The organism is Agrobacterium sp. 5Ca39 (assembly GCF_055382365.1).
In genome coordinates this window covers 906,829-919,960 of the sequence record NZ_AP026436.1, presented here as the reverse complement: position 1 = coordinate 919,960, position 13,132 = coordinate 906,829, and the positions used below count along the sequence as shown (strand labels likewise).

The following is a 13,132-nucleotide window of genomic DNA, read 5'->3' as shown; positions in this document are numbered from 1 at the left end:
CAACCTATGGGATCCGGTTCGGCGCGAGTTTTTTACCCGCACCGTGCACCTCATCCGAAAAACACATCGCCAGCGGCAATGGAGCGTCTTGCGCCCTCGTCCTCATCCAGCAGCAGATAACCATTATCATCAATTCCGACAAAACGCCCGCCGATCGAACGATCCGGGAAATTGACGGTGATATGTTCGCCAACGCCGCAGGCCGCTGCCCGCCAGCTGGCGATGATGGCGGATACGCCCCTGCCCTCATCCCATTCGCGCAGAACCTCGGCCGTTTCACGGAAGAGATGGGCAAACAGTTCCTCGGGCGAGCAAGACGCACCATGTTCCGACAGCATCGTAACGGGATAAAGCGGATTATCAGGTTTATGGGCGATATTGATACCAATGCCGATGACGATGGCGCGCCGGCCGTCAGGCAAAAGCTCGGTTTCCATCAGAATGCCGCAGGTCTTGCGGCGGCCGATCAGCACGTCATTTGGCCATTTGATTTCAAGCGCCTCACCGCCCGGCGGCAAAACCGCGCGAATGGCGCGATAGACCGCGAGCGCAAAAGCGAGCGGCAGGGAGCCGATGCGCTCCATCGGCGCAGGATCGATCAGAAGAAGGGAAGCGTAGAGATTGCCGGGCTCCGACACCCAGGGCCGCCCACGGCGGCCCCGGCCGCCGGTCTGGCGGACGGCGGTAACCCACAGGTTGCCGCCATCGCCCGCCCGCGCCCGCGCGAAACATTCCAGATTGGTCGATGGCGTTTCCGCCATCGCCTCGTGCCTGATATCGTCGATGGACATCCGGCCCGTATTCCTTCGTATACTGCTCAAAAGAAGGTCTTCGCCGCAGCAGTGACCGCGTTGCCAAGTGCACCGCCGAAGACGATGAAGGCGACGGTGAAGAAGGCCGACAGCGCATAAACCACTTTGAGTTCGCCCGACGGACGCTCGAACTTGTCCTTGGCTTCATCAAACCACATGACCTTGACGACGCGAATGTAATAATAGGCGCCGACAACCGAGCCGATCACACCGATAATGGCGAGCGGATAAAGCTTCGCTTCGATGGCGGCCAGGAACACGTAGTACTTGCCGAAGAAGCCGGCGAGCGGCGGAATGCCGGCAAGCGAGAACATCAGGATCGTCAGCACAACCGCCATGAAGGGATTGGAAGACGAAAGACCGGCGAGATCTTCGACATTCTCGACATTGCCGATTTCCTTGCGGCGCATGGCGAGGATGCAGGCGAAGGTGCCAAGCGTCATGACCATGTAGACGGCCATGTAAAGGATAACGCCAGCAACACCAGCCTGCGTGCCAGCAGCAAGGCCGACCAGCGCATAACCCATGTGACCGATGGAGGAATAGGCCATCAGGCGCTTGATGTTCTTCTGGCCGATTGCGGCGAAGGAACCGAGCAGCATGGACGCGATGGAGATGAAGACGACGATCTGCTGCCAGTCGGCAAAGACCGGCTGGAAGGCCTCGATGACGATGCGGACGAGGATCGCCATCGCGCCGATCTTCGGTGCGGCCGAGAGGAAGGCCGTAACCGGGGTCGGCGCGCCTTCATAAACGTCCGGCGTCCACATGTGGAACGGAACGGCGGAAATCTTGAATGCCAGACCGGCCAGCACGAAGACCAGACCGAAAACGAGACCGAGCGAACGGGTTTCCGAGGCCAGAACCTGGGCGATTTCGGTAAAGCCGGTATTGCCGGTGAAGCCGTAGACCAGCGACATGCCGTAAAGCAGCATGCCGGAAGAGAGCGCACCGAGAACGAAGTATTTCAGGCCCGCTTCCGTGGAACGCAGGCTCTCGCGGTTGATGGCGCAGACGACATAAAGCGCCAGCGACTGCAGTTCCAGTGCCATGTAGAGCGAGATCAGGTTATTGGCCGAGATCATCAGCAGGATGCCGAGCGTCGCGAGAACCAGCAGCACCGGATATTCGAAACGGCCGATCGGTTCGAAGCGTCCCTGGCCAACGGCCAGGATCATGGCGGTGATGGAGCCGATCAGCGCCAGCACCTTCATGAAGTTACCGAAGGCATCGGCGATGTAGACACCGCCGAAAGCCACACCCGATGCAGGGGCAAAGATGATCCAGAGACCGACGACGAGCAGGAGGGCAACGGCAAGGCCGGTGACCGTCGTTGTCGACTTGTCGCCCGAGAAGACGCCAATCATGAGCAGCGCCAGCGCGCCGATCGCGAGGATCAGCTCGGGCGTCGCAATGTGCAGACTGGCAAAAAGGATTTCAGCGGTCATGTCCAACGGGTCCTGTCGTCAATTCATAGTGAGCGCAACATTTTGCGCCGCCTGCAATGCAGCCGTATAGTTGTTTACCAGAAGATCGACCGATGCGGCTGTCGCATCGAACACCGGAGCCGGATAGACGCCGAAGAAGATGGTCAGCACAACCAGCGGATAAAGGATGACCTTTTCGCGGGTCGAGAGATCGAGCAGGCTCTTCAGGCTTTCCTTCTCCAGCGCACCGAAGATCACGCGGCGATAAAGCCACAGCGCATAAGCGGCCGAGAGAATGACACCGGTTGCGGCAAACAGCGCAACCAGCGTGTTGGCGCGGAAGACACCGACCAGCGTCAGGAATTCACCGATGAAGCCGGATGTGCCGGGCAGACCTACATTGGCCATGGTGAAGATCATGAAGGCGACCGCATATTTCGGCATGTTGTTGACGAGACCGCCATAGGCCGCGATTTCGCGGGTATGCAGACGGTCGTAAACAACGCCGACGCAGAGGAAGAGCGCGCCCGAGACGATACCGTGCGACAGCATCTGGAAGATCGCGCCCTGCACGCCCTGAACGTTGGCGGCGAAGATACCCATCGTGACGTAACCCATGTGGGCAACAGACGAGTAGGCAATCAGCTTCTTGATGTCGTCCTGCATCATCGCCACCAGCGAGGTGTAGATGATGGCGAGAACCGACAGCGTAAAGACGAAAGGTGCGAAATAGTCCGACGCCAGCGGGAACATCGACAGCGAGAAGCGGATGAAACCGTAACCGCCGAGCTTCAGCATGACGCCAGCCAGAATGACCGAACCTGCGGTCGGGGCCTGAACGTGGGCATCCGGCAGCCAGGTGTGCACCGGCCACATCGGCATCTTGACCGAGAAGGCGGCAAAACAGGCGAGCCACAGCCAGGTCTGCATGCCGGCCGGGAAGCCGTACTTCAGCAGTTCCGTCATATCGGTCGTGCCGGCCTGCCAGTACATGGCCATGATCGCGAGCATGGTCAGAACCGAGCCAAGCAGCGTGTAGAGGAAGAACTTGTAGGAGGCGTAAACGCGATCCTTGCCGCCCCACACGCCGATGATGATGAACATCGGGATCAGCGTCGCTTCGAAGAAGACGTAGAAGAGAACGGTATCCAGCGCCACGAAGACGCCGATCATGACAACTTCCAGCAGCAGGAAGGCGATCATGTATTCCTTGATGCGCTTCTCGACCGAATCCCAGCTTGCCAGCACGCAGAAAGGCATGAGGAAAGTGGTGAGGATAACGAAGAGCATGGAGATACCATCGACGCCGAGATGATAGGCGGCGATGTTGCCGAACCATTTATGCTTCTCGACCATCTGGAAGCCAGGGTTCGAATTGTCGAAACCGATCCAGATGAACAGCGACACGATGAAAGTGAAAACGGTCGTCAGCAGCGAGACATTGAGAATGTTGCGGCGACCATAGGGGCCGTTCTCATTCGTCAGAAGCAGGAGCACCACGCCGACGAGCGGCAGAAAGGTGACCGTTGAAAGAATGGGCCAATCGGTCATCAGAGGGCACTCCCGAGCATCATCCAGGTGACAAGCGCCGCGATGCCGATCAGCATCGCAAAGGCATAATGATAGAGGTAACCGGATTGCAGGCGGACCATGCGGTTGGTCACGTCAACCACACGCGCTGCAATGCCGTTGGGTCCATAGTGGTCGATGACGGCGACGTCGCCCTTCTTCCACAGGAAGCGGCCGAGCGCCTTTGCGGAACGAACGAAGAGGAAGTCATAGAGTTCGTCGAAATACCACTTGTTGAGAAGGAACTGGTAGAGGCCACGATGGGTCTCGGCCAGACGCTTCGGCGTCTCCGGCGACTTGATGTACATGTACCAGGCGGTCACGAAACCAAGCGCCATTGCGAAGAACGGGCTCCACTTCACCCACAGCGGAACATGGTGGAACTCTTCGAGGATCTCGTTTTCCGGGAGCGTGAAGAGAGCGCCCTTCCAGAATTCGGCATATTCGTGGCCGAAGAAGTAACCTTCGAAGGCAACGCCGGCGAAGATCGCGCCAACGGTGAGGATGAAGAGCGGGATCAGCATGACCATCGGCGATTCATGCACATGGTGCATGACGTCGGCAGATGCACGCGGCTTGCCGAAGAAGGTCATGAAGGCGAGACGCCAAGAGTAGAAGCTGGTGAACAGCGCGGCGATGACCAGCAGCGTGAAGGCGAAACCAGACAGAACCGAATGCGAGGCATAAGCGGATTCGATGATGACGTCCTTCGAGAAGAAGCCGGCAAAACCGATCATCGTTCCCGGGATACCAACGCCGGTCAGCGCCAGCGTGCCGACAGTCATGGTCCAGAAGGTGATGGGGATGTGCTTGCGCAGACCGCCCATGTAACGCATGTCCTGCTCGCCATCGACGGCGTGGATCACAGAGCCGGCGCACAAGAACAGCAGGGCCTTGAAGAAGGCGTGCGTGAAGAGGTGGAACACGGCAGCGCCGTAAGCACCGACGCCAAGCGCCACGAACATGTAACCGAGCTGCGAGCAGGTCGAATAGGCGATAACGCGCTTGATGTCGTTCTGCACCAGACCGACGGTCGCCGCGAAGAAGGCGGTGATCGCGCCGATCAGCGTCACGACGGTCAAGGCATCATGCGAGAGTTCAAACAGCGGCGACATGCGGGCGACGAGGAAGACACCGGCGGTGACCATGGTTGCGGCATGAATAAGCGCCGAAACCGGGGTTGGGCCTTCCATCGCGTCCGGCAGCCAGGTGTGCAGCAGGAACTGCGCCGACTTACCCATGGCGCCCATGAAGAGCAGCAGGCAGACGCCCGTCATCGCATTGGCTTTGTCCAGCTGCATGCCGAACAGGTTGATGACGGTTTCGGTCGAGGCAGCGCCCTCAGCCGGCAGATAAGTGCCGGCGGCAGCAAAGATGGTTTCGAAGTTGATCGAGCCGAACAGCACGAAGACGCCGGAGATGCCGAGGATGAAGCCGAAGTCACCGACGCGGTTGACGATGAAGGCCTTCATCGCGGCAGCCGATGCGGACGGCTTCTTGAACCAGAAGCCGATCAGCAGATAGGACGCCAGACCCACGCCTTCCCAGCCGAAGAACATCTGCAGCAGGTTGTCGGAAGTCACCAGCATCAGCATTGCGAAGGTGAAAAGCGAGAGATAGGCGAAGAAGCGCGGACGATGCGGATCGTGGTGCATGTATCCGATCGAATAGAGGTGCACCAGCGTCGAGACGGTGTTGACCACGACGAACATGACGGCCGTCAGCGTGTCGATGCGGAACGCCCACTCGACGTCGATACCGCCCGACTGGATCCAGCGCAGCACGGTGACCTTGATCACCTCGCCCGGCTCGCCATGGGCGAGTGCGACATTGAAGAACACGATCCAGGACAGGATGGCAACCACGATCATCAGACCGGTGGTGACATATTCCGATGCCTTGGCGCCGATGGAGCGGCCGAAGAGGCCCGCAATCAGGAAGCCGATCAGTGGAAGAAAGACGATAGCCTTGTAGATCATAGCTTTATCAGCCCTTCATCATATTGACGTCTTCCACGGCGATCGATCCGCGGTTGCGGTAGAAGACAACGAGTATTGCAAGACCGATCGCCGCTTCAGCGGCTGCAACGGTCAGAATGAACAGGGCGAAGACCTGGCCGACGATATCGTTCAGGAATGCCGAGAAGGCCACCATGTTGATGTTGACCGCGAGCAAAATGAGTTCGATCGACATCAGGATGACGATGACGTTCTTCCGGTTGAGGAAGATGCCGAAGACGCCGATCGTGAAGAGGATCGCGCTGACCGTCAGGTAGTGGGAAAGACCAATTTCCATATTCTGTTTCCTTGGATCCGTTCGCGCCTCAGATGCCCTGGCCCGGCTTGACCTTGACCGTGGTAACCGCGGTCTTGGGGTCACGGCCGACCTGCGTGGCAATGTCCTGCCGCTTGATGTCGGTGCGATGACGCAGCGTCAGCACGATGGCGCCGATCATGGCCACCAGCAGCACGAGGCCGGCGAGCTGGAAGAAGTAGACGTAATTGGTATAGAGCACGTCACCGAGCGCGGCCGTATTGGTGCGTTCGGCAACCGGCGGGATCGGCATGGTGATGGACTTGGCCGCCTGCGGGTTGAGCACGCTGCCGCCCACGACGGCGATCAGCTCAGCCGCAAGAATGACGCCGATCAGTGCGCCAACAGGCGCATATTGCAGCACGCCGGAGCGAAGCTCGGCGAAATCCACATCCAGCATCATGACGACGAAGAGGAAGAGCACCGCCACGGCGCCGACATAAACCACCAGCAGGATCATGCCGAGGAATTCGGCTCCCGTCAGCAGGAACAGCGCAGCTGCGTTGAAGAAGGTCAGGATCAGAAACAGCACCGAATGAACAGGGTTCTTCGATGCGATGACCATGAACGCAGACGCCACGGCGACGAAAGCGAATATATAAAAGAATACAGCGTGCAGACCCATTTTGGTGCCTTCTTGTCCTCATCGGGAGAAATGGCCGGAAGCCCCCTCGCCCGTTTCGTCCCCGCCGGCGAAAACCGCGCAGGCATTTTACTTTTCATCGCTCTCCGGGGTTGCTCCCCGGAAAGACGGTTGCACCTTAACGGTAAGGTGCATCCAGTGCGAGGTTGCGCGCGATTTCACGCTCCCAGCGGTCGCCATTGTCGAGAAGCTTCTGCTTGTCGAAATAAAGCTCTTCGCGGGTTTCCGTCGCGAATTCGAAGTTCGGGCCCTCGACGATGGCGTCCACCGGGCAGGCTTCCTGGCAGAAGCCGCAATAGATGCACTTCACCATGTCGATATCGTAACGCACCGTGCGGCGGGTGCCGTCGTTGCGACGCGGGCCGGCTTCGATGGTGATCGCCTGAGCAGGACAGATCGCCTCACACAGCTTGCAGGCGATGCAGCGTTCTTCACCGTTCGGATAACGGCGCAGCGCGTGTTCACCACGGAAGCGCGGCGAGACCGGACCCTTCTCGAACGGATAGTTGATCGTCGCCTTCTGCTTGAAGAAGTGACGCATGGTCAGGAAGATCGCGCCGACGAATTCCTTGAGGAACAGCGAGTTGACGGCTTGGGAGAGGCTTGCCATCTCAGTCTCCAGATCTTTGAGCGAGGAGTTCAGACATCAACCGGCCCACCCCGTCAGCTTCAATACGAATGCAACAATAACGACCATGGCGAGCGACAGCGGCAGGAACACCTTCCAGCCAAGGCGCATGAGCTGGTCATAGCGGTAACGCGGAACGAAGGCCTTCACCAGAGCGAACATGAAGAAGACCATGCAGCCCTTGATGGCGAACCAGACGATGCCCGGCACCCAGTTCAGGAACCATACATCGACGATCGGCAGCCAGCCGCCAAGGAACAGGATGGTCGTCAGGCAGCAGATCAGAACGATCGCAGCATATTCACCGAGCATGAACATCATGTACGGCGTGGAGCCATATTCCACCATGTGACCGGCAACCAGTTCCGATTCCGCTTCCGGAAGGTCGAAGGGCGGACGGTTGGTTTCGGCGAGACCCGAAATGAAGAACACGATGAACATCGGGAACAGCGACAGCCAGTGCCAGTCAAGGAACGATGCCGGCAGGCCGAGCATGGTGCCGAGGCCGGTACGCTGCGCCAGAACGATATCCGTGAGGTTCAGCGAACCAACGCAAAGCAGAACGGTGACGATGACGAGACCGATCGAGACTTCGTAGGAAACCATCTGTGCCGCCGAACGCAGCGCGCCGAGGAACGGATATTTCGAGTTCGAAGCCCAGCCGCCCATGATGATGCCGTACACTTCAAGCGACGAGATCGCGAAGATGTAGAGAATGCCGACATTGATATTCGCGACGACCCAGCCTTCATTGAAGGGAATGACGGCATAGGTGGCGAGCGCCAGCGTCACGGCAACCAGCGGCGCCAGCAGGAAGACCGCCTTGTTGGCGCCGGCCGGGATAACGGGCTCCTTCAGGATGAACTTCAAGAGGTCAGCGAAGGACTGGAAAAGACCGAAGGGACCAACGACGTTCGGACCACGGCGCAGCTGTACGGCCGCCCAGACCTTGCGGTCTGCAAGCAGCAGGAAGGCGATGGCCACCAGAAGGCAAACGAGAAGCAGCAGGGACTGGCCGACCATGATCAGCGCGGGCCAGACGTAGCTCCAGAAAAACGATTCCATAATCCCCTACCCTTACTCTGCCGCAGCCTGGAAATTGTTGCGGGCCAATGCGGAGCACTCGGCCATGACGGCAGAGGCGCGCGCAATCGGGTTCGTCAAATAAAAGTCTTTTACCGGCGAAGCAAACGCCGACTTCACGAGAGAGCCGGTTTTAGCAGCCAGAGCCTCGATATCCGAAGCCTTGCCGGCAACGATCTCGTCGGTTTCCGCCAGATGCGGATGCGCGACGTAGAGCTGGCCGCGCAGGGCAGACAGCGAATCGAACGGCAGCTTCTTGCCGAGGACGTCGGACAGCGCACGCAGGATCGCCCAGTCTTCGCGGGCCTCGCCCGGTGCGAAACCGGCACGGTTGCCGACCTGAACGCGACCTTCGGTGTTGACCCAGATACCGGACTTCTCCGTATAGGCCGCACCCGGAAGGATGACGTCGGCGTTCATTGCACCCTGATCGCCATGGCTGCCGATATAGACGGTGAACTTCGCACCCTTATTCGACAGGTCGAGTTCATCGGCGCCGAGCAGGAAGAGAACATCCATCGAGGCGACCATGTCTGCTGCAGCAACACCGCCCTCACCCGGCACGAAGCCGATATCGAGACCACCAACGCGGGCAGCGGCAGTGTGCAGGACCGAGAAGCCATTCCACTCTTCGGTGACAGCGCCGACGGAGGTGGCGAGCTTGGCAGCGGCGGCAAGAACGGCAGCGCCATCAGCACGGGACAATGCGCCCTGACCAATGATGATCAGCGGATTCTTGGCGGACTTCAGCTTGTCAACGAAGCTGTGCGAACCATTGGCGAGATCGGACAGTGTTTCAGCGCCCGAGCCGAGATATTCGTAATTGTAACGCAGCTCACCGGCTTCACCGATCACACCGATCGGGAAACCGCCGCGACGCCAGCGCTTGCGGATGCGGGCGTTGAGGACAGCTGCTTCGTAACGCGGGTTGGAGCCAACGATCAGCAGGGCGTCCGCCTGTTCGATACCTTCGATGGTGGAATTGAACAGGTAGCTGGCGCGGCCGAGCGACGGGTCAAGCACTGCGCCATCCTGGCGGCAATCAACATTGGCCGAGCCGAGCGACGCGAGAAGCGACTTCAGCGCGAACATTTCTTCGACGGACGACAGATCGCCGGCAATCGCGCCGATCTTGTTGCCTGAGGTCGCAGCCACAGCCTGCTTGATCGCACCGAAGGCTTCGCCCCAGGTTGCGGGCTGCAGGCGGCCATCCTTGCGGACGTAAGGCCGGTCGAGGCGCTGAGTCTTCAGGCCGTCCCAGATGAAGCGGCTCTTGTCGGAAATCCACTCTTCGTTGATGGCCTCGTTGACACGCGGCATGACACGCATGACTTCGCGGCCGCGGGTATCGACGCGGATGGCCGAACCGAGCGCATCCATCACGTCGATGGTTTCGGTCTTGTTCAGTTCCCACGGACGGGCCGTGAAGGCGAAAGGCTTGGAGGTGAGCGCGCCGACGGGGCAAAGGTCAACGACGTTGCCCTGCAGCTCCGAGGTCATCGCCTGCTCGAGATAGGTGGTGATTTCGGCATCTTCGCCACGGCCGATGAGGCCGAGTTCGGCAATGCCAGCCACTTCCGTGGTGAAACGGACGCAGCGCGTGCAGTGAATGCAGCGGTTCATGACCGTCTTGACGAGCGGTCCGATATATTTGTCTTCAACCGCGCGCTTGTTTTCCGCATAACGCGAACCGGCGATACCGAAGGCCATGGCCTGGTCCTGCAGGTCGCATTCGCCGCCCTGGTCGCAGATCGGGCAATCCAGCGGATGGTTGATGAGCAGGAATTCCATCACGCCTTCGCGGGCCTTCTTGACCATCGGCGTGTTGGTGAAAACCTCAGGCAATTCGCCGTTCGGGCCGCCGCGAACGTCGCGCACGCCCATGGCGCAGGAAGCGGCCGGCTTCGGCGGTCCGCCCTTTACCTCGATGAGACACATGCGGCAGTTACCCGCGACCGACAAGCGCTCATGAAAACAAAAGCGCGGAACTTCGGCGCCAGCCTCCTCGCACGCCTGCAACAGCGTGAAATGATCCGGAACCTCGATCTCTTTACCGTCAACCTTGAGCTTTGCCATGGTTCTACTTACGTCCTGTTGCCTGTTCGTCCCATGTCTCACACGGTCCGCAACAAATCCTTAATCACGCCCGGCACTGATGATGTCTGCCAGGCGCTTCATGGTGTCGCGAGGCCGGAAATCTCCGGCTCCGCCCGAAGCCTTGGTGCTTATTCAGCGGCTTCCAGAACAGCGCCATCATCCATGGCCCTGTAGGTATATTGGTCGATGCGCTTTTCGATTTCCGGACGGAAATTGCGGATCAGCGCCTGTACCGGCCATGCGGCGGCGTCGCCGAGCGCACAGATGGTGTGGCCTTCGATCTGCTTCGTCACTTCGAACAGCATGTCGATTTCGCGCTTCTGCGCATTGCCCTTGACCATGCGCTCCAGCACGCGCCACATCCAGCCCGTGCCTTCACGGCATGGCGTGCACTGGCCGCAGCTTTCATGCTTGAAGAAGGCCGCGATGCGAGCGATCGCCTTGATGACGTCGGTGGACTTGTCCATGACGATCATGCCGCCGGTGCCGAAGGAGGATTTCACTTCGCGCATGCCGTCGAAATCCATGATGGCGTCCTTCATGTCCTCACCGCGAACGATGGGGCAGGAAGCGCCGCCGGGGATGACGCCGAGCAGATTGTCCCAGCCGCCACGAATGCCACCGCAATGGTGCTCGATCAGCTCGCGGAAGGACAGGCCGAGCGCGTCTTCGAATGTGCAGGGACGCTCGACATGGCCGGAGACCATGAACAGCTTGGTGCCGACGTTGTTGGGACGGCCGATGGACGAGAACCAGGCAGCGCCGCGGCGCAGAATGGTCGGGGCAACCGCGATCGATTCAACGTTGTTGACGGTCGTCGGGCAGCCGTAAAGACCCATATTGGCCGGGAACGGCGGCTTCAGACGCGGCTGGCCCTTTTTGCCTTCAAGGCTTTCGAGCAGTGCCGTCTCTTCGCCGCAGATATAGGCGCCCGCGCCGTGATGCACGTAGATGTCGAAATCCCAGCCATTCTTGTTGTTACCGCCGAGCAGACCGGCATCGTAACATTCGTCGATGGCCGCCTGAAGAGCCTCACGTTCGCGCATATATTCGCCGCGAACATAGATGTAAGCGGTGTGCGCACCCATGGCGAAACCGGCGATCACGCAGCCTTCGATCAGCGTGTGCGGATCGTTGCGCAGGATTTCGCGGTCCTTGCAGGTGCCGGGCTCGGATTCATCGGCGTTAACGACGAGATAATGAGGACGGCCGTCATTTTCCTTCGGCATGAAGGACCACTTGAGACCCGTCGGGAAGCCAGCGCCGCCGCGACCGCGAAGGCCCGAAGCCTTCATCTCGTTGATGATCCAGTCACGGCCCTTTTCGATGATCTGCTTGGTGCCGTCCCAGTGGCCGCGCGCCAGCACGCCTTTCAGGGATTTGTCCTTGAGGCCGTAGAGATTGGTAAAGATGCGATCCTGATCTTTTAACATGCTTCACCTCTTACCGCGGCTTCTTGCCGAAGACCCTGATATACTCGGCTTCGCCACCCTTGGCGAGCGCCTCGGCCTGCTTGACCCAGTCATCACGGCCGATACGGCCCTTGAAATTCAGATATCCATCGACCCAGTCGCATTCGGCCTGCTTCCAGCCGGCGATCTGCGCATAGGTGAAGATGCCGAGCTCGTTCAGCGTACCCTCAATCTTGGGGCCGACGCCGGAAATGAGCTTCAGGTCATCAGGGGCAGCTGGCTTTTCGATGCCTGCCGGACGATCCGCGGAATCCAGCGACGGCTTTGATGCTGCCGCTTCCTTGCCGACCGATTCCTTTTCGCCAGCCTTTGCGTTTTCAGCAGCAGCCTTGGGCTCGTTGGCCGGCGTCTTCAGCTTCGGATCGGTTTCCGGCGCATCCGTCTTCGGCTTGGCGGCGTTGGACGGCGGAACCTGTGCGGCATCCGCTGGCACTTCAGCCGGCTTGTCGAGATTGGAACGGTCAGGCTTGATCTCTTCCGTCAGGGTCGTCAGGCCGCCAACGGGCACGGACTGGTGACGGTCGATCTGGGGGCCTGTCTTGACGGTGTCGCCCTTGCCTGCCTCGAAAGCATCGATGATCTCTTCCAGACGCTCGGGCGTCAGGTCTTCATAGGCATCCTTGAAGATGATGACCATCGGCGCGTTGACGCAGGCGCCCTGACATTCCACCTCTTCCCAGGAAAGCGTGCCGCTCTCATTGGTGTGCAGCGGATCGTGATGGATCTTCTTGCGGCAGACATCCATCAGCGCTTCGGAGCCGCGCAGCATGCAGGGCGTGGTGCCGCAGACCTGAACGTGGGCACGCGTGCCGACCGGCTTCAGCTGGAACTGCGTATAGAAGGTCGCGACCTCAAGAACACGGATATAGGCCATGTCCAGCATGTCTGCGACTTTTTCAATGGCGGCGCGGGTAACCCAGCCATCCTGCTCCTGGGCACGCATGAGCAGCGGGATGACCGCTGATTGCTGACGTCCCTCGGGGTATTTTTTGATCGTCTTTTCAGCCCATGCGGTGTTTTCCGCGTTGAAGGCAAATGCCACGGGCTGGAACTGATCTTCGGCTAGTCGACGAATGGACATACTTCCT

11 protein-coding genes are annotated in these 13,132 nt (G+C 59.6%); all 11 read right to left on the bottom strand.

Annotated elements, in window-relative coordinates; all coding sequences use genetic code 11:
- Positions 1-50 precede the first annotated feature (50 nt).
- The 11 genes from ACZ47E_RS04525 to ACZ47E_RS04475 all read right to left on the bottom strand — a co-directional run bounded on the left by ACZ47E_RS04525 (position 51) and on the right by ACZ47E_RS04475 (position 13,125).
- Positions 51-791 (bottom strand): biotin--[acetyl-CoA-carboxylase] ligase, encoded by a 741-nt coding sequence (locus ACZ47E_RS04525; RefSeq protein ID WP_269842100.1) that lies wholly within the window; start codon positions 789-791, stop codon positions 51-53.
- A 26-nt stretch (positions 792-817) separates the two neighbouring features.
- On the bottom strand, positions 818-2,260 hold the full coding sequence (gene nuoN, locus ACZ47E_RS04520) for an NADH-quinone oxidoreductase subunit NuoN (protein ID WP_022556035.1): 1,443 nt from the start codon (positions 2,258-2,260) through the stop codon (positions 818-820).
- A gap of 18 nt (positions 2,261-2,278) precedes the next feature.
- Positions 2,279-3,790, bottom strand: a complete 1,512-nt coding sequence (locus ACZ47E_RS04515) for an NADH-quinone oxidoreductase subunit M (protein WP_278067382.1) — start codon at positions 3,788-3,790, stop codon at positions 2,279-2,281.
- On the bottom strand, positions 3,790-5,787 hold the full coding sequence (gene nuoL, locus ACZ47E_RS04510; protein WP_004441331.1) for an NADH-quinone oxidoreductase subunit L: 1,998 nt from the start codon (positions 5,785-5,787) through the stop codon (positions 3,790-3,792). The genes ACZ47E_RS04515 and nuoL overlap by 1 nt, the downstream gene beginning before the upstream one ends.
- 7 nt (positions 5,788-5,794) lie before the next feature.
- Positions 5,795-6,103 carry an NADH-quinone oxidoreductase subunit NuoK gene (gene nuoK / locus ACZ47E_RS04505; protein ID WP_003521516.1) on the bottom strand — a complete coding sequence of 103 codons (309 nt, stop codon included), beginning with the start codon at positions 6,101-6,103 and terminating at the stop codon, positions 5,795-5,797.
- A 28-nt stretch (positions 6,104-6,131) separates the two neighbouring features.
- Positions 6,132-6,746 (bottom strand): NADH-quinone oxidoreductase subunit J, encoded by a 615-nt coding sequence (locus ACZ47E_RS04500; protein ID WP_278067381.1) that lies wholly within the window; start codon positions 6,744-6,746, stop codon positions 6,132-6,134.
- 136 nt (positions 6,747-6,882) lie between these two features.
- Positions 6,883-7,374 carry an NADH-quinone oxidoreductase subunit NuoI gene (gene nuoI / locus ACZ47E_RS04495; RefSeq protein WP_004441327.1) on the bottom strand — a complete coding sequence of 164 codons (492 nt, stop codon included), beginning with the start codon at positions 7,372-7,374 and terminating at the stop codon, positions 6,883-6,885.
- A gap of 36 nt (positions 7,375-7,410) precedes the next feature.
- Positions 7,411-8,457: an NADH-quinone oxidoreductase subunit NuoH gene (nuoH, locus tag ACZ47E_RS04490; protein ID WP_004441324.1), complete on the bottom strand. Its 1,047-nt coding sequence runs from the start codon at positions 8,455-8,457 to the stop codon at positions 7,411-7,413.
- Between the two features lie 12 nt (positions 8,458-8,469).
- Positions 8,470-10,551 (bottom strand): NADH-quinone oxidoreductase subunit NuoG, encoded by a 2,082-nt coding sequence (gene nuoG / locus ACZ47E_RS04485; protein WP_278067380.1) that lies wholly within the window; start codon positions 10,549-10,551, stop codon positions 8,470-8,472.
- A gap of 149 nt (positions 10,552-10,700) precedes the next feature.
- A complete protein-coding gene (nuoF, locus tag ACZ47E_RS04480) occupies positions 10,701-12,005 on the bottom strand; it encodes an NADH-quinone oxidoreductase subunit NuoF (protein WP_004441321.1) in 1,305 nt (434 codons plus the stop codon).
- A gap of 10 nt (positions 12,006-12,015) precedes the next feature.
- On the bottom strand, positions 12,016-13,125 hold the full coding sequence (locus ACZ47E_RS04475; protein ID WP_278067379.1) for an NADH-quinone oxidoreductase subunit E: 1,110 nt from the start codon (positions 13,123-13,125) through the stop codon (positions 12,016-12,018).
- Positions 13,126-13,132: the final 7 nt, after the last annotated feature.

What these genes read in the sequence shown, in the direction of transcription:
- ACZ47E_RS04525 (WP_269842100.1), bottom strand. Translation starts at nt 791, where the DNA reads ATGTCCATCGACGATATCAGGCACGAGGCGATGGCGGAAACGCCATCG.
- nuoN (WP_022556035.1), bottom strand. Translation starts at nt 2,260, where the DNA reads ATGACCGCTGAAATCCTTTTTGCCAGTCTGCACATTGCGACGCCCGAG.
- ACZ47E_RS04515 (WP_278067382.1), bottom strand. Translation starts at nt 3,790, where the DNA reads ATGACCGATTGGCCCATTCTTTCAACGGTCACCTTTCTGCCGCTCGTC.
- nuoL (WP_004441331.1), bottom strand. Translation starts at nt 5,787, where the DNA reads ATGATCTACAAGGCTATCGTCTTTCTTCCACTGATCGGCTTCCTGATT.
- nuoK (WP_003521516.1), bottom strand. Translation starts at nt 6,103, where the DNA reads ATGGAAATTGGTCTTTCCCACTACCTGACGGTCAGCGCGATCCTCTTC.
- ACZ47E_RS04500 (WP_278067381.1), bottom strand. Translation starts at nt 6,746, where the DNA reads ATGGGTCTGCACGCTGTATTCTTTTATATATTCGCTTTCGTCGCCGTG.
- nuoI (WP_004441327.1), bottom strand. Translation starts at nt 7,374, where the DNA reads ATGGCAAGCCTCTCCCAAGCCGTCAACTCGCTGTTCCTCAAGGAATTC.
- nuoH (WP_004441324.1), bottom strand. Translation starts at nt 8,457, where the DNA reads ATGGAATCGTTTTTCTGGAGCTACGTCTGGCCCGCGCTGATCATGGTC.
- nuoG (WP_278067380.1), bottom strand. Translation starts at nt 10,551, where the DNA reads ATGGCAAAGCTCAAGGTTGACGGTAAAGAGATCGAGGTTCCGGATCAT.
- nuoF (WP_004441321.1), bottom strand. Translation starts at nt 12,005, where the DNA reads ATGTTAAAAGATCAGGATCGCATCTTTACCAATCTCTACGGCCTCAAG.
- ACZ47E_RS04475 (WP_278067379.1), bottom strand. Translation starts at nt 13,125, where the DNA reads ATGTCCATTCGTCGACTAGCCGAAGATCAGTTCCAGCCCGTGGCATTT.